The organism is Saccharicrinis carchari, from assembly GCF_900182605.1.
Taxonomy (GTDB): Bacteria; Bacteroidota; Bacteroidia; order Bacteroidales; family Marinilabiliaceae; genus Saccharicrinis; species Saccharicrinis carchari.
This window is the reverse complement of record NZ_FXTB01000007.1, coordinates 159,276-180,934: the sequence shown is the minus strand read 5'-3', so window position 1 is coordinate 180,934 and position 21,659 is coordinate 159,276. Positions and strand designations below refer to the sequence as shown.

Annotated in this window: 16 protein-coding genes; 12 read left to right on the top strand and 4 right to left on the bottom strand. The window is 41.2% G+C overall.

Features of this window, described 5'->3' with window-relative positions; all coding sequences use genetic code 11:
- Positions 1–2: 2 nt before the first annotated feature.
- The 10 genes from porT (at position 3) to FN809_RS13300 (ending at position 13,788) form a co-directional block, all read left to right on the top strand.
- A complete protein-coding gene (gene porT / locus FN809_RS13345) occupies positions 3–767 on the top strand; it encodes a type IX secretion/gliding motility protein PorT/SprT (RefSeq protein WP_142534022.1) in 765 nt (254 codons plus the stop codon).
- A 274-nt stretch (positions 768–1,041) separates the two neighbouring features.
- Positions 1,042–1,995 (top strand): NAD(P)H-dependent flavin oxidoreductase, encoded by a 954-nt coding sequence (locus tag FN809_RS13340; protein WP_142534021.1) that lies wholly within the window; start codon positions 1,042–1,044, stop codon positions 1,993–1,995.
- A gap of 4 nt (positions 1,996–1,999) precedes the next feature.
- Positions 2,000–3,256, top strand: coding sequence for a M16 family metallopeptidase (locus FN809_RS13335; protein ID WP_142534020.1), 1,257 nt, complete (start codon positions 2,000–2,002; stop codon positions 3,254–3,256).
- On the top strand, positions 3,250–4,527 hold the full coding sequence (locus FN809_RS13330) for a M16 family metallopeptidase (RefSeq protein ID WP_142534019.1): 1,278 nt from the start codon (positions 3,250–3,252) through the stop codon (positions 4,525–4,527). Before FN809_RS13335 ends, FN809_RS13330 begins: the two co-directional genes overlap by 7 nt.
- A 63-nt stretch (positions 4,528–4,590) precedes the next feature.
- Entirely contained in the window at positions 4,591–6,813 is a 2,223-nt protein-coding gene (locus FN809_RS13325) for a RelA/SpoT family protein (protein ID WP_142534018.1), read from the top strand.
- Positions 6,814–6,912: 99 nt separating this feature from the next.
- Positions 6,913–7,371, top strand: a complete 459-nt coding sequence (locus tag FN809_RS13320) for a Fur family transcriptional regulator (RefSeq protein ID WP_142534017.1) — start codon at positions 6,913–6,915, stop codon at positions 7,369–7,371.
- A gap of 210 nt (positions 7,372–7,581) precedes the next feature.
- Complete coding sequence (locus tag FN809_RS13315; RefSeq protein ID WP_142534016.1) at positions 7,582–8,850, top strand: adenylosuccinate synthase; 1,269 nt, start codon at positions 7,582–7,584, stop codon at positions 8,848–8,850.
- Between the two features lie 223 nt (positions 8,851–9,073).
- Complete coding sequence (locus FN809_RS13310) at positions 9,074–9,943, top strand: DUF4886 domain-containing protein (RefSeq protein ID WP_221929424.1); 870 nt, start codon at positions 9,074–9,076, stop codon at positions 9,941–9,943.
- 262 nt (positions 9,944–10,205) lie between these two features.
- On the top strand, positions 10,206–10,727 hold the full coding sequence (locus FN809_RS13305; protein ID WP_142534015.1) for a T9SS type A sorting domain-containing protein: 522 nt from the start codon (positions 10,206–10,208) through the stop codon (positions 10,725–10,727).
- 10 nt (positions 10,728–10,737) lie between these two features.
- On the top strand, positions 10,738–13,788 hold the full coding sequence (locus tag FN809_RS13300) for a RagB/SusD family nutrient uptake outer membrane protein (RefSeq protein WP_246095603.1): 3,051 nt from the start codon (positions 10,738–10,740) through the stop codon (positions 13,786–13,788).
- 323 nt (positions 13,789–14,111) lie between these two features.
- Here FN809_RS13300 and FN809_RS13295 read toward each other — a convergent pair whose 3' ends face one another.
- The 4 genes from FN809_RS13295 to FN809_RS13280 all read right to left on the bottom strand — a co-directional run bounded on the left by FN809_RS13295 (position 14,112) and on the right by FN809_RS13280 (position 19,256).
- Positions 14,112–15,407 carry a cysteate synthase gene (locus FN809_RS13295; protein ID WP_142534014.1) on the bottom strand — a complete coding sequence of 432 codons (1,296 nt, stop codon included), beginning with the start codon at positions 15,405–15,407 and terminating at the stop codon, positions 14,112–14,114.
- 225 nt (positions 15,408–15,632) lie between these two features.
- On the bottom strand, positions 15,633–17,339 hold the full coding sequence (locus tag FN809_RS13290) for an acyl-CoA dehydrogenase family protein (RefSeq protein WP_142534013.1): 1,707 nt from the start codon (positions 17,337–17,339) through the stop codon (positions 15,633–15,635).
- Positions 17,339–18,358, bottom strand: coding sequence for an electron transfer flavoprotein subunit alpha/FixB family protein (locus FN809_RS13285; RefSeq protein ID WP_142534012.1), 1,020 nt, complete (start codon positions 18,356–18,358; stop codon positions 17,339–17,341). Before FN809_RS13285 ends, FN809_RS13290 begins: the two co-directional genes overlap by 1 nt.
- A gap of 25 nt (positions 18,359–18,383) precedes the next feature.
- The gene (locus tag FN809_RS13280; RefSeq protein ID WP_142534011.1) at positions 18,384–19,256 is read right to left on the bottom strand and encodes an electron transfer flavoprotein subunit beta/FixA family protein; all 873 of its coding nucleotides are present in this window, start codon (positions 19,254–19,256) and stop codon (positions 18,384–18,386) included.
- A 326-nt stretch (positions 19,257–19,582) separates the two neighbouring features.
- On the opposite strand from FN809_RS13280, the gene FN809_RS13275 reads away from it, so the two are divergent.
- Together FN809_RS13275 and FN809_RS13270 are read left to right on the top strand one after the other, a co-directional pair.
- The gene (locus FN809_RS13275) at positions 19,583–20,035 is read left to right on the top strand and encodes a methionine-R-sulfoxide reductase (RefSeq protein WP_142534010.1); all 453 of its coding nucleotides are present in this window, start codon (positions 19,583–19,585) and stop codon (positions 20,033–20,035) included.
- A 203-nt stretch (positions 20,036–20,238) separates the two neighbouring features.
- Positions 20,239–21,648, top strand: a complete 1,410-nt coding sequence (locus tag FN809_RS13270; RefSeq protein WP_142534009.1) for a DUF3078 domain-containing protein — start codon at positions 20,239–20,241, stop codon at positions 21,646–21,648.
- Positions 21,649–21,659 lie beyond the last annotated feature (11 nt).

Sequence of the window (21,659 nt, the reverse complement as noted above, 5' to 3'; positions counted from 1 at the left end):
GCATGTCGAAAATTTGCTGTGAGCTATATTTTTCGTCATATGGTGTAGCAAGACGAGCCGTTTTGCGTATCGGTTTTGTTTTTTTGTTGCTTCTTGCAAGCCTTAACATGCAGGCTCAAAAGGAGGGTAAATTGGTGCCTAACTTAAAGGGATTTGACGAAAAGCTTATTCATTTTGGATTTCTAATAGGCGTAAACACCTCTAACTTTAGCATAATACACTCCAGAGCTGCCACACCCGAAAATGATAATAAACCCAGGTATGCTGAGGTGTTGGATTTGCAGCCCGGTATAAACCTGGGGATAGTGACCAGTCTTAAGCTTCGCAAGAACTTGAATTTGCGGGTGCTTCCCGGTCTTTCATTCGGTCAGCGCGATTTATCCTTTATCGATACCGATTCGGTACGATATGATCCGCTTAAAATTAAATCTACCTTTTTAGAAATGCCTATCATGCTGAAGTATGGTGGCGATAGAAATCATAATTTTAAACCTTATATCATAGCCGGTTTAAACCCTCGCTTCGATTTGGCTAAGAAAAAGCAAAACGGGCTACTCTTAAATTCCTTTGACTTGTATTACGAGATTGGAGCGGGTTTCGATTCCTATCTTAATTATTTTCGCTTATCTACCGAGTTTAAAATATCCATAGGTATGCGTGATGTGCTCAACCACGACGGTACCGGCGAACTGTTGGACATGCCATACACGCAGGCTATTGATAAACTGACCTCCCGTATTTTTGTGCTGAATTTTTATTTTGAATAAGGCCGGACCCCTGAAAGAACCTCTGTTGTTCAATTGAAGTGGGTAAAATAAAGCACTACCGAAAATAAATATATCAATGAAGATGGGTATTCTCCATTTCATTAACTTCAAAGTATCTAAAATTTACATATAGTTCAGGTTGTACAGGCAGGGAGGTGAAGTTATTCCTGCATAGTGCTTTCATCCTCCTTTGAGAGATTTCTTCAAAGCCACCATTCGGCATTAAAATTTTTTATCTTTGTGGCTATTTATTTTTGATAAAAGCTATACAAAGATGGAGAATAAAATTACGAATGTATTCAATATAAAATATCCCATTATACAAGCGGGTATGGTGTGGTGTAGTGGTTGGAGATTAGCAGCTGCAGTAAGTAATCAGGGCGGATTGGGATTGATAGGTGCCGGATCGATGTATCCGGATGTATTAAAAGAACACATTGCTAAAATAAAAAAAGCGACGGATAAGCCCTGGGGTGTAAACATTCCCTTGCTTTATCCCGATGTGGATCAACTAATCGATTTGGTAATTCAGGAAGGGGTTAAGATTGTTTTTACCAGTGCCGGTAATCCGGCAAAATATACTGCTAAGCTCAAAGAGAACGGTATTACCGTGGCACATGTGATTGCAAATAGCCGCTTTGCCAAAAAATGCGAAGATAGTGGTGTTGATGTATTGGTGGCCGAAGGCTTTGAAGCTGGCGGGCACAACAGTCGCGAAGAAACCACCACTATGGTGTTGATACCTCAAATTCGAAAAAACACCAAGTTGCCCCTGCTTGCTGCCGGTGGAATAGGCTCAGGAAGAGCAATGGCAGCAGCTATGGCACTCGGTGCCGACGGAGTACAGATAGGGTCGCGCTTTGCGGCCAGTGAAGAATCATCTGCACATCCGGCATTTTTACGTAAAGTGGTTGAAGCCAGCGAAGGAGGTACCACATTAACCCTGAAAAAACTGTCACCCGTGCGCCTTATCCACAATAAATTTTCAGATTCGGTCGATAAGCTCCAAAGCAGAGGTGCATCGGTGGAGGAATTAAGGCAGCTACTTGGAAAAGGACGTGCCAAAAAAGGGATGTTCCTTGGCGATACAGACGAAGGTGAACTGGAGATAGGACAGGTTTCGTCACTGATAGACCAAGTTAAACCAGTAAAAGAAATTATGGCCGATCTGTTGTCGGAATACAAGACAACGATAGACACGCTTTGTGGCCCGGCTTATCAATTTTAAACGAATGATAGAGATAAAAAAATATAAGCTCAACAACGGGCTGCGCCTTGTAGTGCATCAGGATAAAACAACTCCGCTGGCGGCCATTAATCTACTCTACAATGTTGGAGCCAAGGACGAGGATGAAAATAAAACGGGTTTTGCGCACTTGTTCGAGCACTTGATGTTTGGAGGGAGTATTAACATCCCGTCGTACGATATGCCTTTACAAAATGCCGGGGGCGACAATAACGCGTGGACAAGTAACGATTTTACCAACTATTATTTAACGCTGCCCGCATCTAACCTCGAAACAGGCCTATGGTTAGAGTCGGATCGCATGCTGTCGCTCGACTTTTCGCAAGCATCACTCGATGTTCAAAAAAAAGTGGTCATAGAGGAGTTTAAACAGCGCTATTTAAATCAGCCTTATGGCGATATTCCGCTATTGCTGCGACCGCTGGCCTATAAAACACATCCTTATCGCTGGCCTACCATAGGTGCCGATATTAAGCATATAGAGGACGCCACATTGGATGAGGTGAAAAGCTTTTTTTATTCACATTATGGGCCCAACAATGCGGTACTTGCCATTACCGGGAATGTAGAACCGGAGGACGTTTTTGAAAAAGTGAAAAAATGGTTTGGCAGTATTCCGGCGCGTGACATACAAAAACGCGCGCTGCCTCCGGAGCCTCCACAAACCGAAATGCGCCAAACTAAGGTGGTAAGGGACGTTCCCTCCGACATATTGCAATTGGTTTTTCATATGTGCGCCCGAACAGAGCCGGAATACTATGCCGCTGATTTGCTTTCAGATATACTATCGAACGGTACGAGTGCCAGAATTTACCAGCGATTGGTTAAGGAGCAAAAATTGTTTACCGATTTACATGCCTATATTTCGGGAGATGTGGAAAAAGGGCTATTTACATTTGCCGGCAATGTAGCCGATGATGTTGACATATGCGAAGCGGAGAAAGCCATATGGAAAGAGATAGAAATTATTAAAACCACTTTGGTGAGTGATTACGAATTGCAAAAAGTTAAAAATAAGATAGAATCTTCGATGATGTTTGCCGAGATAAACTTCCTGAATAAAGCCATGAATCTGGCACAGTTTGAGTTGTTGGGGCAGGCCGAGGATTTGAACTCAGAGGTAGAAAGGTATAGTGCGGTTACGGCCCAGGAAATAAGAAATTATGCGCGCGACATTTTTAAAACCCACAACTGTTCTAAATTATATTATTTATCAAAAAACAAAAAGCAGTTAACATGTTAAAACGAAAAGAGGTTCCAATGTATGCATTACCCACCGGTTTAAACATGTTAAAACAAAAGGAGCTAAGTTTAAAAAACGGGGTGCCGGTTCACTTTATACAAGGCGGAACACAAGAAGTAGCAAAGATCGATTTCATTTTTTCGGCCGGGGTTGTTCAATCCAATAAGCCTTTGGTGGCAGCACTCACCAACACCCTTTTGCAGGAGGGAACGGAATGGATGACTTCGTTTGAAGTATCGGAAAAGATTGATTTTTTTGGTGCTTTTCTGGGGCAATCTACCAGTTATCACCATGCCCAAATAACCCTCTACACCTTGTCGCGGTATTTGCCCGACTTACTGCCCGTTATAGAGCAGATACTCAAAAAGCCGGCACTTGCTCAACACGAATTTGATGTCCTGCTGGCACGAAAAAAACAGGACTTTTTGGTGGACTCTGAGAAAGTTAAGAATTTGGCTTACCGTAAATCGCAGGAAGTTCTTTTTGGCGAAGATCATCCGTATGGCCGGGTGGCTAAATTGCATCATTTTAGTGAGGTATCGCTATCTGATGTGCAGGCCTTCCATAAGACGCAATATGCCTCTAACTTGTGCACTCTCATCGTTTCGGGTCAACCGGGTGAGGGATTTTTGGATTTGCTAAACAAGCACTTTGGAGGAAACGATTGGGGTAACCGAACTGATGATAAGCACGAGGTGCCCGAAGTAAAAAGTTTTAAAAAGACCTTTCATCTCGAAGAAAAAGAGAATGCCTTACAATCAGCCATCCGGATAGTGAGGCCATGTGTGAGTAAAAAACATCCTGATTTTTTACCTTTATTGGTATTAAACACTTTGTTTGGTGGATATTTTGGATCCAGGTTGATGAACAATTTACGCGAAGAAAAAGGGCTTACTTACGGTATCTCGTCGTATTTAACTTCCTTATTAAATGTGGGAATATTTGGTGTTGCCACCGAAGTAATGGCCAATATGAGGCAATTGGCTATTGATGAGATATTTAATGAAATGGACAAGCTGCGCAACTTTCCGGTAGAAGAAGAAGAACTTACCCGTTTAAAAAATTATATGCTGGGCGATTTGATGCGTAACCTCGACGGACCTTTTGCAATGTCCGACGCGTATAGGGGTTTATTGGGTTTTGGTCTGGATTTTGATTATTTTAAGAAAGTTGAACATACCATACAGCATATAACATCTTCGCAACTACATCAGCTGGCTAATAAATATTTATTGTCGGATGATTTTTACGTGATAGTTGCCGGGAAGTAGCATTTTTTTTATTATTATTGGTGTGTTGTGCTGTAAAAACCCTTGATGAACAAATAATTCTGAATGGATCAATCACTGTCGGATATAGAAGAAAGAAACGCCATACGAAAGGAATTTGACGATTTAATTAGCGTCTGCCCAAAGTGTAGGACGGAGGATGGGCTCAAACTTGTAAAAAAGGCTTTTGAGTTGGCATTGGATGCCCATAAAGGCGTATACCGAAAATCAGGCGAGCCTTATATTACCCATCCTTTGGCGGTTGCGAGAATAGTTGCTCAAGAGATAGGCTTGGGAAGTACAGGTGTGGCTGCCGCGCTGCTGCATGATGTAATAGAAGATACCGACTATAGTTACGAAGATCTGGAAGCCGTATTTGGTGCTAAAGTAGCCTCCATCGTAGAAGGGCTGACCAAGCTGGAGGATGTTTTTGATAAAAACCAATCCTCACAAGCCGAAAACTTCAGAAAGCTCTTACTCACCATGGTGGAGGATATACGGGTAATCATTATTAAGTTGGCCGATCGCTTGCACAACATGCGCACCTTGGATTCCATGCCCGAGCATAAACGTCTTAAAATATCCGGCGAAACCCTATTTATATACGCTCCGCTGGCACACCGCTTAGGGCTGTACGCTTTAAAAACAGAGTTGGAAGATTTGAGCTTTAAGTATGAGCATCCCACTATACATAAAGATATTAGTGAAAAGCTAGAAACCAATAAGTATAAAAACAAAGAGCTCTTAGAGCGTTTTATATCGCCTATAAAGGCTTCGCTTCAAAATGCCGGTATTAACTTTGAACTAAAAACCAGACCTAAATCCATTTATTCTACCTGGCTCAAAATGCAAAAAAAGAATATTCAGGTAGATGAAATTTACGATGTATTGGCTATCCGTATTGTGTTTAAAAGCGACAATTTAACTCACGAAAAAGCACAGTGTTGGAATATTTATTCGTTAATCACGGATTTGTACAAACCAAAACCCGACAGATTAAGAGATTGGGTGAGTAACCCTAAAGCCAATGGCTATGAGGCCTTACATGCCACTGTTATGGGACCGGGCGGTAAATGGGTAGAGATTCAGATACGGAGCGAAAGGATGGACGAAATTGCAGAACGGGGGTTTGCCGCGCATTACAAATACAAGGGATTAAACGAAAAAGAATCGGAACTTGACATCTGGCTGCAGCGTATCCGCGACATGCTTGAAAACCCGGTTTCTGATTCACTGGAATTTTTAGATGACTTTAAGCTCAATCTTTTTACTTCCGAAATAATGATATTTACTCCCAAAGGTCGGGTAGTCATCCTGCCTAAAGGTGCAACGGCACTCGATTTTGCCTTTGAAATACATACACACCTGGGATACCAATGTATTGGTGCTAAAGTTAATTATAAGTTAGTGCCCGCCAGCCATGTGCTAAAAAGTGGCGACCAGGTAGAAATATTGAGCTCGGAGAAGCAAAAGCCTAAATACGAATGGCTAAATATGGTTACCACAGCCAAAGCAAAAACGGCCATTAAAGATGCTTCCAAAAAGGAGCGAAAAGAATTTATTGGTATTGGCGAAAAAATGTTAGAGGAAGCCCTTAACAAGCGAAAACTAACCACCAACAATCGGATACTTAATAAGCTTTTGCGTTACTTTCAGATTGAGAAAAAAGATGACTTGTATTACAGGCTCGGTAAAAAAAAGATTGAACTCAAAGATCTGGATAAGATACTTACAGAAAAAACATCAAAAAAATGGATTAAATATTGGGGCTTGTCGTTTGGTACTAAAAAAGAAAAAAATTCGCCCAATAAAAAAATTGACAAGCGTAAACCTATCGTATTAAACGACGAAACGGATCAGGCCAGCTATACCATTGCCGATTGTTGCAGCCCTATCCCCGGCGACGATGTAGTGGGCTATGTAGATAGTGAGGAGAAAGTAATTTTACATAGTCGCAAATGTCCTGTTGCCATTAAACTCATGTCAAGCCAGGGCAACCATTTGGTATCTGCCCAATGGACTACGCATAAGCTGTTTTCCTTTTTGGCCATTCTTAATATTTCAGGTATCGATAAGGTAGGTATCGTTAATAAGATGACGAAAGTGATTGCGGATGACCAAAATGTGAATATGCGTGCCATTAACGTGGAGAGTCATGATGGTATTTTCGAAGGCTCCTTATATCTTTATATTCACAGTGTTGAGGACTTAAACAACCTTGTTTATAAATTAATGAAGATTAAGGGCATCCATACCGTTACCCGTCAGGAACGAATACAACCCACATAATAGATGTCTTTCTTGCCTTGTTTTAATTTAGTCTAAACAATCATTTCTTTTTTTTGCCGAAATACCTATCTTTAGCTATTATTTTTAATTGATTTAAATATGAATAGGGTGAAAGCCAAGGATGAGGTTAAAAATGTTTTTACCGAGTACCTGCAATTAAATGGTCATCGGAAAACACCTGAACGTTTTGCTATATTGGATGAGATTTACTCCCGCACTGGTCATTTCGACGTAGAAACGCTCTACATCCATATGAAAAACAAAAACTACAGGGTAAGCCGAGCCACGTTATACAACACCATCGATTTGCTGTTAGAATGTAAGCTTGTTATCAAACACCAATTTGGTAAAAATATAGCTCAATTCGAAAAAGCTTATGAATCCAAGCAACATGATCATCTCCTTTGCATTAATTGCGGAAGGGTAACGGAGTTTTGCGACCCTAGCATACAGTTGGTACTTAACAATGCCACAGAAACAATGAACTTTAAGGTGTCGCATCATTCCTTGTATATATATGGTATTTGCAGCGAATGCGACGATAAAAAGAATATATAGCCATCGCCCGGGTTCCCATTAAATTATATGTTACTAAATTATACAAGCTAATAAATAAGACCATTATTTAATAAGTGGGAATATTCCTTTTTTGCTTTGTTTAAGTTTATTGGTGCAATTTGTCAAATCCATTCAAAATTTATTAAAATCCATTCTATTATAATATTATTAATAGCTATTTTTGTTGTGTTAACACAAAAATAGTTATAAATGAAAGTTGATGTTCTTCTTGGTCTCCAATGGGGCGACGAGGGTAAAGGTAAAGTTGTGGACGTACTTACCCCGGAGTATGATGTGATTACCCGTTTTCAGGGTGGCCCCAATGCTGGGCACACACTCGAATTTAATAGTATAAAACATGTGCTGCACAACATTCCTTCCGGCATTTTCCATTCCGACAAGATGAATATCATTGGCAACGGAGTTGTGCTGGATCCAATAAGTTTTAAAGAGGAAGTGGATAAGCTGGAGGCGATGGGAATGGATCTGACCCGGAATCTGATGATTTCAAAAAAGGCCCATCTCATTTTACCCACCCATAGAATTTTAGATGCTGCCTCCGAAGCATCCAAAGGGAAAACCAAAATTGGCTCCACACTAAAAGGTATAGGGCCAACCTACATGGACAAGACCGGTAGGAATGGATTACGCGTTGGTGACATATTGAGCGATTTTGATAGAAAATACAACGACTTAAAAAAGAAACACCAGCAGCTGCTCACCATATACGATTATGAGTACAATATCGCTGAATTTGAAAAAGGCTTGGCCGAGGGCATAGCGTGCTTAAAAAAATTCACTATCATAGACAGTGAACACCGCATTAACGAATACCAGAGACAGGAGAAAAGCGTTTTGGCCGAAGGTGCCCAGGGAACCCTGTTGGATATTGACTTTGGCTCCTATCCTTTTGTTACTTCTTCCAATACTATTTGTGCCGGTGCCTGTACAGGTATGGGTATTGCCCCCAATAAAATAGGCGAGGTTTATGGTATTTTTAAAGCCTACTGCACACGGGTGGGTAGTGGCCCTTTCCCCACGGAGCTTGAAGATGAAACAGGAGAGACATTGCGCAAAGCAGGGCATGAGTTTGGAGCCACTACCGGTCGTCCGCGCAGATGTGGTTGGTTAGATTTGGTTGCACTTAAATACGCCGTGATGATCAACGGTGTAACGCAATTGATTATGACCAAAGGCGATGTGTTAAGTAAGTTCAAAACCATTAAGGTAGCTACGGCTTATAAAATTGATGGTGTGGAAACCCGGGAATTTCCTTTTGAGCTACCCGGGAACATGGAGCCGGTGTATACTGAATTACCGGGATGGAATGATGATTTAACAGGCATGAGATCAGAAAATGAGTTCCCCGAAGAGCTCAACAGTTACATCAAATTTCTCGAAGCCGAACTGGAGGTGCCTATTACCATTGTTTCAGTAGGTCCGGACAGAGAACAGACCATTGTGCGAGAAACAAAATAAATATAGGCGATTAAAATTATCAAATAGCCCGGTCAGCAATCTTGTTGGCCGGGCTTTTTTTATTTTGTAGGTTTATGTTTTCTTTATACACCGGGCTACACTCATAAAAGGTAGTGTTTTTTCGGTAAATAACAGGGTGTTTTTTACCTTTATCCATTCAACCTCAAACCAGATTTGTTTAAAAAAATGTGCATCAGTAATACTAACTTATTTTACTATAAGAATGAAAAGAAATACAGTGCTGTTAGTCGCAGCTAAACTTGTTTTTGTTTTTTTAATGCTGCCAGCCGGCCTTAGTGCACAGCATGTTATGCGTGTATTGGCTATTGGTAACAGTTTCTCAGAGGACGCGGTGGAGTCGTACTTGAGTCCTTTGGCTCAGGCTGATGGGGTGGAACTGATTATTGGGAACATGTTTATTCCGGGATGTTCACTCGAAACCCACTGGAATAATGCGCAGCATAGTCTTCCGGCCTATTCGTACCGGAAAATTGTGGATGGCAAATTAATCAAAACAGAAAATCAAGCGCTTGTAGCAGCTATTAAAGATGAAAACTGGGATATTATTACCTTTCAACAAGTGAGCTCTAAATCAGGTCTGGTAAATTCTTTTTTTCCATATATCACTAATTTGCTTCGATATGTACAAGCTGAAGCTACCAACCCTGAAGTAAAATATGCGCTACATCAAACTTGGGCTTATGCATCCAATTCAACGCATCCGGGATTTATAAATTACGATAATAGTCAAGAGCGCATGTACAGTGCTATCGTCGAAACGGTAAGCAAGGTGGCTGAGCAAACGCAAATAGACATTATTATACCTGCAGGTACTGCGATACAAAATGGCAGGACAAGTTTTGTAGGAGATAACTTTTGTAGTGACGGTTATCACCTGAATGCACAAATTGGACGATATACTGCGGCCTGTGCCTGGTACGAAAAATTTCTGGGAAGGCATGTAATAGGAAATCCTTTTGTTCCGGTTGGAATGTCACCGATTGAAGCAAGCATAGCGCAATATGCGGCCTATTATGCAGTAAAACAAGCTAAGGTTATTACATCAATGAGGCATTTTTCTTCTATCGATTAAAGAGCCTTACCTACACCTATTCCTGTTGAAGTAGGGTTTTATAATTTTTTTTATTACTACGTTTATCCAACGTGGAAGGGTGTTTATTGTACCCTCCGTTTTTATTGTTTTTTTCTTTGACTAATAAGATAGTAGACAAATTAATAGGGTGTTCCGGGTGTTCCGATAAAAAACACAAAAGTAAAGTGAATAGATAATATTTTTATTATTTTTATCGTAGAAAATGTAATTCCGCAATAAATTATATTAATAAACACCAACTATGAATCTAAAATCTTTACTTAAAACATTCATCTTTCTAATCCTCACATTTGGATCTTTTACCCTAAATGCGCAGGTAGAATTGGTGGTCAAGCAAAAAGACAATCAGAAATTCTCCTTGGAAATTGCTAAAATCCGAAAGCTAACATTTACAGAGCAAGCGCTTTTGTTGCATCCAAAGACCGGTGTTGTTCAAAATTATGGATTAAACGATTTGTCTAAACTGTTTTTTAGTAACAACCCAACAGCTGTACGGCCTACCACCACATTGTTTGAACAGTTAGAAGTGTTCCCTACCCCTGCCTCCGAGTATATAAATATAACATACAAAACAAAAAACAATGAGAATGTTGTTATTAAAATCGTTGACCTTCACGGGCGAGTTGTTCATGAGGATGCTTATAGCGATAATATAAACGTCAATACGAAACAAATTAATATTAAACATCTCAGTGCAGGGGTTTACATCTTGCATTTGCAAAGCTCTCAGCAATCTGAATCCCGTAAAATCTTAATAAAATAACCCGACAACTATGAAGCCAACAAAATATATTTTTTTCATCATCTTTATATTCAGCCTTTCGCATTTGTCAGCCCAAGACTCTCTATTTATTTTTATGGATGGAAACACGCTGGATAAATATGCAGAGGCAGAAGTGGATAGTATGAAGCTAAATAATTCAAATACCACACCTGACCGTTTTATCATATATCATAATAATGGATTGTTTAATCATTATTATACTCCCGTAACGGACAGTATTGTTTTCAATTGGCAAAAGCCAGCTTTAACACAGGATTCGATACTTAAAAGATTAGACGATGCCTACCATATTCTGTATTTTGACAGTTATGCAGACTATCACTATAATAGTATCGTATTAATGTCTGATGTGCGATCCGACGATATTTTTAAGGGTGGTGGAGACGCAGGTGACCAACGACAACTTTATAAATTATCACAATTCGATACTTCGGAGGGAGCTTTAGGGGGACTGTGGAGAATATATTACGAAGGGATAAACAGGTGTAACTATATTTTGTCATCACTCGATGAAGTTGTCGATGGCGAACCTGTTGTACTTGAATCAGTCCGGTCTGAAACTCTATTTTTAAGAGCCTATTATCTTCATTGGTTATGGAAATTTTGGGGCGATGTTTTTTACACGGAAAACCCCTTTAAGGATCCATACAGCCAGAACTTATACGAAGCCAATGAGATCTATACTATTATCATGCAGGATATAGATGCAATTATAGATGCCGGAAATCTGCCAATGAAACTTGAACAAAATGATACAAGGGCGAGTAGGGCAGCAACCCTGATGCTTAAAGCCAGAGTGGTAATGTACCAACGGGACGAAAGTCGCTATGCCGAGGTTCTTGGAGATATGAATACCATCATCGACAGCAAACAGTTCGGATTGCTGCCCAAATTTGCCGACATATGGCCACGTGAAGGTGAGTTTTGCGTTGAATCAATATTTGAAGTAAATCATCGCAGTGATCCCGGTAAAGATTGGGGCGATAGTTGGGTAGGATATGGTACCAACTTACCAGCTTTTTGTTCTCCCTCCAATTTAACGGGTAGCGATCAGTTGAGTGGTATAAACAACTATAAGGGAGGTTGGGGTTTTGGTCCGGTTCGCCCTGAGTTGGTTGATATTTTTGAAAATGGGGATGGGCGATTGGCTGCCTCTGTCAACTACTTTAGCAACGGTACATATACGCCTCGTTTTCAAAATACAGGTTATTTTCTGGCCAAATATGCTGCACGCGAAAATTATAACGATGCGCCTTTCGGACAAGATTTGAACTTCGAAAACAATTTGAGGATCTTCCGTTACGCCGAAGTTTTACTAAACGCTGCTGAGTTAATGGTAGTGCAGGGTGTAGCTCCAACCGGAAGTTTGACACCTCAGGAGTGTTTGGATTTAGTGCGCGAACGAGCAGGAATTGCGTCTATTCCTGCCACTGCGGAAAATATAAAACTGGAGCGTCGTCGTGAGTTCGTGGGGGAAGGTATGCGCTTTTGGGATCTGGTACGCTGGGGTGACGCCGACATACTTACAGAAGATCTTCCCGAATGGAGTTCAACACGTACATGGAATGAGTCAAAGAAATATCTCAAACATCCTGATGATCCGTATCGTGTATCTAAGATAAAACACCTAAAGACAACCAATGTTACGAATCACTCAGCAGTGGCTTATTATCAAATCGAATCTAGGGGAAAAGCCCCATTGACAGAATGTTGGTTTACTTATTCCAAGTATGCTGACAATAACTCTACGCCAAAAAAAATAACCATTTCCCTTAATGAAAACACGAGTGATATCTATAAGATTGAACTAGGCGAATTGGCGGGAGGCATAGGATATCTTGTTCAGTTTTATGCCACCAACTCTTTTGGAACAAGTTGTAGTAATTCCGCTTTTTTACAAACACCCACAAATATTTCGACACAGGGAATTAGCTCAACATCCTATAATTCGCTTACTGCAGGAGGGATAGCGGCGGCAGGAGACCATACTGAATATGTTTCGAGAGGATTGCTTGCTTCGCGCAATGCTTACAGTTTACTACATGAAGAAGGCGCAACTGTTATTTCAAACGACATAGGTCCGGGAAGCGGTAATTTTGAGTGTGAATTGTCTGGTCTTGCGTCAAATACTAATTATTACCTGAGAGCCTATGTAATACATGAGGGTGGTGGTATCGATTATGGTGCGTACATTCAAATTACTACCCACTCCAGGATTTCAACGCGGGAGGTTACTATACTATCTCATTCCTCCCTTACTTCCGGAGGTATTATAGAAGATGATGGATTAACAGAGTATGTTTCCAGAGGTTTGGTTGCGACAACAGCCTACAGTCCCCCGGAATTAAATAACCCTGACCAGGAAGTGATTGTGTCAGATATAGGTCCGGGCAATGGAGATTTTGAATGTGAATTGACCGGACTTGCCTCTAATACAAGCTATCAGATTAGAGCTTATGGAGTCACGGAAAATGGAGTTGTAGATTATGGTAACACTATATCGATAAAAACGCAGGACAAAGAGCAACTTGATTTATTAAATACCTCAAGCGGTACAAGCTCAAAAAGTTGGGTTATCAACAAGGCTGTTCCAGGGCATATTGGCGTAGGGCCATTTGGCGGTGAAGGAACCGAGTGGTTTGCAGCAGAGCCCGATTTCTATGTCGGCAAAGGTTTATACGACGATGTGATCACCTTCCACACGGATGGAACCTATGCGTATGACCCTGGTGTGGGTGGAACGGTGCTTGTAGAAAATAGTGTAACTATAGTGCCATATGCTAATGGTATTTCTTATGGGGGTGGCCTCCGTGGGGTGTCTGTGGGTGATGTTCTTATTTCCGATTATAGTTTTAACGGTGTGCATATTGTATTCCCGGAAATGACGGTTGTTTCCTATATTCCATCCAATTGGGTGCTTTTAAACCCCACATATAGAGTTGTTAGTTTAACTAAAGATGAGTTGATTTTGCTTATGGATGACGATACTGTTAATATGACATGGAGATTTGTTTTTAAGCCCAAGGTAGCAGATATTTAATGGCCTTGTTTTATAAGAAAAATTCAGTCAACTAAACACAAAAAAACCCGGCATATAGTCGGGTTTTTTTGTGTTTCTTAGTTATTACAAGGAGGTGGATATTTTTGATATAGGCTACCTAAGATTTTTAAAGTTCATCCATCGTTCGGTTTTGCGTATAGCACGATTATTTCTATTGTTAAAAATCCATAGTTTATAAATTTAGAATAGCTTTCGTGCTACACTACGTTGCGACCAGGAGAGCCAAAATTGATGTTGTTTTGGCTGGAGTTATAAATTTCCACCCATCGTCTTTCCGCGTTTCCATGTTCTATACTTCAGTATTATTTAAAAAGCTCCGTTAGCACATTTTGAACCACGTGCATGGGAGGATCAATGTTAAAAACGTGATGAGGCTGAAGGTATACTATTTCTTTTTCACTTTTAAAACGTTTTTCACCACCTCCGGTTATATTGAGCATGATGCAATCGTCCTTTTTAACCGTACCTTGTTTTACTGCTTGAATTAAAGTGGCTGTTGCCACGGCTGCTGCCGGATGAATATCATTGCCTTCCGTTTCTTTAAAAATATTGCCTGCCTCGATCGATTCTTCATTAGTGGCAGAGAGTACATCACCTCCGGCATGTTTCATGGCATCGTATAAGCCACCATAAACCGAATAAGGAGGCTTGCGGTTCGACAATACTTTGGCATCAATCTCTTCTACCTGTTTCCGTGCCACATCGTCATCCAAGGGTAACATAGGGCGCGAATTGGCTTTCCATGCATCGTGGATAGGCAGGAAAGGTGCATTTTGAGAAACCATCAGCTTCATCAAATTATTTCCGAATCGTCCATCTTGTATCAAGCGTAAGTTGGCCTCCCATGCCGCAATAGCGCCTGTACCGCTGCCTATAGCCTGAAAATAATAATCGGGTATACGACCAATTTCAGTAACAGCCGATAAGGTGGTAGTTCCCATCCCATCCCGACGTGCCACATTTTTAGCGCCTCCTTCGGCAATAAAGCCATTTATTTGGCATGCTAAATTCGAAAGGTGGATGGCATCAAAATAGTCGCTGCCTGATTTGGTTACCACCAGTTTTACATTATCCTTGATGGGAGCGTCGAACCATAAGGCACCGATGTTGTCTTCCGGAACACAGAGTAATAAGGGTATATTGTTGTCGGAACAAACCCGGGCAAACGCCCGTGCCGTATTGCCGGCAGAAGCTACAACCAATATCGATTTGTTGTCTGATTTTAAACGCCCACCCACTGCGTAGGCTTCGGTTTCTTTAAACGAACAGGTTCGGAAATTAGCTCCTTTTTCGGGCCAGTAACCGCTAAAAGTAATGTATAAGTTGTTTAGTCCAAGATGTTTGGCCAGGCCTTCGCTTTTATAAGTTACCGGAGCCGAGGAGCCTTGCAACATTTTATGCACGGGCAACCAATCGGCAAATCGAAAAACACCGTAGGAAGCATCTTTTATCTCAATTTGTTTTTTCGCATAGATGGCTCTTATTAAGGATGGCTCTTTTTCAAACTCCGAATCTAAAGACCAACCTTTATCGTTGAATTGCATGCCACTGTTGACGCATTCTAATACGTACGGTGTGGGCTCAATAGATTTTGTCATATGGGTAATTTTATTTGAGCTGCAAAAGTAAAGCTTTTAGTATCTTATCTCTAATATTTTGTCAAAAAATGGCAAAATATTAGAGATAAGATACTTGAGTGAAATGTGTAACACATTGTTGTTGAGATGAAAAGCGGCAAAATGTAATGCCTGATTGCAAGAGGTATTATATAAAAATGGCCAAATCAATCGATTTGGCCATTAAGAAAAGGGAGTATTTACTTATTAAACATGCTTGTAAACGCCTAAATGGTCGAGAGTGAAGTTATGGATAAACTCGGCCCGGGCTGCATTTTCGGCTTTGCCCATGTTAATATAAATTTCCGTTGAGCTTTTAAATGTTTCATCGCGCTGGGTATCTAACAGTAACAAGTACCCCATTACGATATGTCCGGCCATTTCAACCAAACGGCGCGCATGAAAATCTACGTACTCGTTATCTTTTACATCCAATACCGATTTAACGGTGTGTACGTATTCTTCTGTCATACCGATTAGCGTGCGGCGGAAACCGTGTAACTCGGGGTGCAGTTCCATGGCTTCGTATTCACGTATCCTGTCCAGATAACCACCTGTGGTTACACCACGGATGGCAGCTACCACTTGCAATTGGGTAGTGCCCTCGTAAATAGTTGTGATACGGGCATCGCGGTAGATGCGCTCAATGGGATAATCTTTCATAAAACCAGAACCGCCATGTATTTGCAACGAGTCGTAGGCCAGTTGGTTACAATATTCACTGGTCATGCCTTTCAGCAGGGGTGTAAAGAAATCGGCCATTTTTTGATAGCGTTTCATTTCTTTCCTTTCCTCAGCTTCCAGCTTACGTTCCTCGCTAATGTGCATGTAAGTTTTGTACACGTCTACCATGCGCGATGTTTCGTACAGCAGTGTGCGTGAGGCATCGAGCTTGGCTTTCATGGTGGAAAGCATTTCGTAAACAGCAGGGAATTGGATGATTGGTTTTCCAAACTGTTCGCGTTCCTTGGCATAGGCCAATCCCTCGCGATAAGCCGCCTCCGAAATTCCCACCGACTGCGCACCGATACCCAATCGGGCGCCGTTCATAAGAGCCATTACGTATTTGATGAGTCCTAACTTGCGAGCGCCTACCAGTTCGGCCGGTGCATTTTGAAATACCAGCTCGCATGTGGGCGAACCTTTGATTCCCATTTTGTTTTCGATACGCCTAACAATGACGGCTTTGCTGTTTCTGTCGTAAATAAACATAGACAAACCGCGACCATCTTGCGTAGCTTCCTCCGAACGTGCCAGTACCAGTGATACATGGCCGTCGCCATTGGTGATAAAGCGTTTTACTCCATTGAGGTACCATTTGCCCTCCTCTTCATTGTATGAAGCTTTTAACTGAACGGCTTGCAAATCGGAACCTGCATCCGGTTCGGTTAAATCCATGGCCGCCGTTTCGCCGTTTGAGATACGGGGTAAAAAACGGGCTTTCTGATCTTCGTCGCCAAACTCGTTGATAGTTTCGGCACAATCTTGTAACCCCCATATATTCACAAAACCAGCATCGGCACGCGAAACAATATCGGCTGCCATGATGTAGGGTACTATCGGAAAGTTAAGTCCTTCGTACTTGCGCGGGAGGGTAATGCCCATCAATCCGGCTTCTACCAGAGCATCTAAGTTCTTCTGGGTTCCCTTGGCGTATATCACTTCATTATTTACAATCTTAGGACCTTCCTGATCAACGCTTTCGGCGTTCGGCGCTACAATGTCGCCACAAATTTCGCCAACAATTTCCAACACCTTGTCGTAACTGTCCATGGCATCTTCAAAATCCATGGGTGCATAATCAAAGCTGTCCTTGTCGGCGTAGTTACGTTCCTTTAATGCCACAATCTTTTCCATCAGGGGATGGGTAAGGTGGAATTTTAAATCGGGGTTATCTGTAAAAAAATTAGCCATTATTTTGAATTTTTCTTGTATAATTTGATGAGCTTTGCCACTATATCGTTCACCTCACCGTTGATTACATAGTCGGCAATTTTATTGATTGGTGCGTTGGAATCGTTATTTATAGCAATAACCATGGCCGATTCTTCCATGCCGGCGGTATGCTGTATCTGACCCGATATGCCGCAGGCGATGTATAGTTTTGGGCGCACCGTTACACCGGTCTGACCTATCTGACGCTCGTGATCGGCATAGCCGGCATCAACGGCAGCACGTGATGCCCCTACTTCGGCATTAAGAACCTCGGCCAACTGAAACAATTGATCAAAGCCCTCTTTAGAGCCCATGCCGTAACCTCCGGCCACAATGATTGATGAGTTTTTAATATTGACTTTTGATTTTTCCATGTGACGCTCTATCACCTTCACCACCATATCCTCGGGTTTCAGAATTTTATCCACATCAATGGTTTTTACCTTTCCCTTGTGGTTGTGGTTATAAACTTCCATTTTCATTACTCCCTCACGCACGGTAGCCATTTGAGGACGGCAGTCGGGATTAATGATGGTGGCCACAATGTTGCCTCCAAAGGCAGGCCGAATCTGATACAGCAAATTCTTATATTCCTTTCCGGCTTTTCTGTCGGTATGATCGCCAATTTCCAAGGCGGTACAGTCTGCGGTCAGTCCACTCTGTAATGCCGATGAAATACGAGGCCCTAAGTCGCGTCCAAGTGTTGTAGCTCCAAGTAGGCAAATCTCCGGTTTTTCTTGTTTAAAAAGATCCACCATAATCGAAGTAAACGGCAGAGTGGTGTATATATCCAGGTTCTTGTTATCGCCCAAGTGAAGTACATCCACTCCATAAGGGAAAACTTGTTTCTCTATTCCTTTTAATTGATGGCCTAACACTACTGCCTCCAGCTTGCAGTTTAGGTCCTTGGCTAGCGAGCGTCCTTTGGTAAGCAATTCAAGGCTTACATCGGCTATCTGGCCTTCTTCTATTTCGCAAATTACAAATACGTTACCCATTTTTTTATTGATCAAAAAGTTTTAATTATCCGATAGTGTGGTTTTCGATAAGTTCCACAATCATGGCTTCCAGTTCCTCCTCATTATTTGAGATGCGTTTGGATTCTTTTGCTTGGAAAACCACGTTCTCAATTTTTTTAACTTTTGTAGGTGATCCTCCCAGTCCTAACCATTTGGTATCGGTTTCGATATCGTTTACACTCCATTCTTCAATGTTAAGATAGGGTCTGTCGGTTGACAGGTCAATGTAATCTTCGCTTTGTGCTTGCGATTCGGTAACCGTTTTGGCATGTTTATATTTCATCACTTTCTTTGCGTTGCGTGGCCGGCAATCGGGTGCCGAAGCATTAACGGTAATTACACAAGGTAGTGGGCCTTCAACCGTTTCAACTCCCCTTTCTAACCTTCTTACAACAGTTATCTTGCCTTTTTCGGCCGATTTGACCTCCTGCGCGTAGGTGATCTGAGGTAGGTTGAGTTTTTCGGCCACCTGAGGCCCTACTTGAGCGGTATCACCGTCAATGGCTTGCCGTCCGGCCACAATGAGGTCGAAATCCTTAATTTTACGTATGGCACAGGCAAGTGCGTAGGAAGTGGCCAGGGTGTCTGATCCGGCAAAAGCTCTGTCTGTTAGTAGGTAGCCTTTATCTGCACCGCGGTATAAACCTTCGCGAATAATATCGGCTGCCCGACCCGGTCCCATGGTTAAAATAGTTATTTCCGATCCCGGATATCGGTCTTTTAAGCGCAATGCCTGCTCCAGGGCGTTAAGGTCTTCGGGGTTGAAAATAGCTGCCAATGCTGCCCGGTTTACCGTTCCATCTGCCTTCATTGCGTCTTTCCCCACATTTCGGGTGTCGGGGACCTGCTTGGCGAGGACAATAATTTTTAATCCCATCTTTAAACTTATTTTATGCATTATTAAAATTTATTTTGAATGGTCAGCAAATTTAAAAAAACCAATGGTATTAGCAACCCCTTGAGGATTAAATTAAAGCGCTTATAATGTAGTGAAGTTATGGATTTGTTGTGGCTAAGGCGGTTCGTAATGTCCATGTAGCGGTTGATTATTGCATATACAGTGCTTTTACTAATGAAAACATGCGCACGTACGCCTACCTTATTGTGCTTTATTTAGAGAAATTCTAAACTAATTAAAAACAGACAAAACAAAAAGACATGAACTTCCGTTTTATGAAAAGACAAACCACTTTTTGCATCGTTATGAAGATATTATTATTAATGGCTGTAATAAGCACAGTATGGATGAATATGGAAGCACAAAAAAAGAATTTTAACGAGCTGTCGCCCGATGAAAAAAGAGTAATCCTGAACAAAGGTACCGAAAGACCTTTTGTGGGAGAATATACCAATCATAAGGAAAAAGGTACCTACCTATGTAAACAATGTGAGGCTCCTTTGTATAAATCGAGTAGTAAGTTTGAATCGAATTGTGGATGGCCCAGCTTTGACGATGAGATTAAGGGTGCCGTGCAACGCGTGCCGGATGCCGACGGGCGCAGAACCGAGATTATATGTAAGCATTGCAAAGGGCACCTGGGACACGTGTTTTTGGGTGAGGGCTTTACGTCTAAAAACACCCGTCACTGCGTTAATTCAATATCAATGATTTTTGTGCCCGATGAAAAAGAAAAAGATAAGAAGGGTAAGAAGTAAAATTAAAAATTAGGATAAATTCACCAGGCCTTGGCCTCATGGTATCTGCAGCCGGATACAATGAGGCTTTTTTTATAGCCGATGAAAATTATTAATAAGAAATACAGAAAGTGCTTTAATTTGCCATTCGTGGCACGGTTTTTCCTCAATAAGCTTTTGTATATTTGTAGTTTCTTAAATATTTTAAAGTTGTTTCTTTTACAATGAGCATCAAGCACCATCTCCTTTTAAAAATAGCCCTGTTTATATTTATCGTTTTTTTTGGCCTAAGGGCTGAGGCCCAATCCTGGACAAAAACAACAGATACGTTTATAGATAGATTTAATCAGCAAGACAAAACGTATAGCGTTACCTTAAATGATAGTATCATTGAGCGGGTTAACTATTGGAGTTCTTTTGATTTGGATCACAAGGCTTTTATACTTGACGAAAACGAATTTCGCAGAAACCAGGTGATGACCTTAAATACGAACTATTGGAATTATAAAGAGCACGTAATGAGCTTAAAATTCTACCCGTATAAAGATTTAAATATAAAATATGAGCCTACCCTTGTGCGCTCAAAACTACTGCACGATGATAGGGGGTATCTTGATGTTATGGCAGAGGGGAGTGACTTTAATGAGGCTGTTGGGGAAGTATATAGTATGGTCAAACGTAACGAGATGTTTTTCATTAAAAGTCCCAATTTAGTAAGGCATGTTTGGAAAACTATACCGGAGCCACACCGTTTAATTACGGATAGAAAGCATTTAGATATGCGATCGGCAGAGGAGGGTATCTCGGGTTTGCTGTTCGGAAAAGTAGATTCACCTACCAAATTAAACAAAACAATTAAAGAAAAGGGACCGTGGACTTTCAGTGGTGTTGAAAACATTCAACTATCGCAAGCTTACCTCTCAAACTGGACAAAAGGTGGAGAAAACTCCATTGCCTTACAGAGCGATTTGTTGCTTAGAGCCAACTATAAAAAAGAGAAGGTGGAATGGGAAAACTATGCACGCCATAAGGTGGGTATTTTAAACTCTGAGAGTTACCCGGTGCAGGTAAACACGGATCAAATTGTGGCCAACAGTAAGTACGGATTAAAAGCGTCGAAGAAATGGTACTATAGTTTTGTTTTCGATTTTACTTCCCAACTTTTTAATGGTTACAACAATAAAAAACGCGAAAGCATCATCTCTGGTTTTATGTCGCCAGCCTATTTTACCTTTGCTGTAGGTATGGACTATAAACAAAGCAAGAATTTTACGTTGCTTCTGTCGCCCTTAACCTCAAAAATAACCTACGTTAAAGATACGGCCAAAGTAGATCCTGGCAGATATAAGATTGACAAGGGTAAAAAAGTTGCTTATGACACAGGGGCGTCCTTAAATAATCATTTTAACTGGCAAATTTCAACAGAACTTAATCTAAAGTATAAGTTGGATGTGTTTGTGGGGTATTTCGATAAAGACCCTGTTACCCAGGTTGACTGGGAGGTGATATTCGACATGCGGATCAATCAGCATCTATCCACTCGAATATCCCCCCAATTGAGATATTTTAAAAATGAGTCGCTAAAAGTTCAGTTCAGAGAACATTTCGCCATCAACTTTAGCTACAAGTTTTAAGTTTGGTAAAG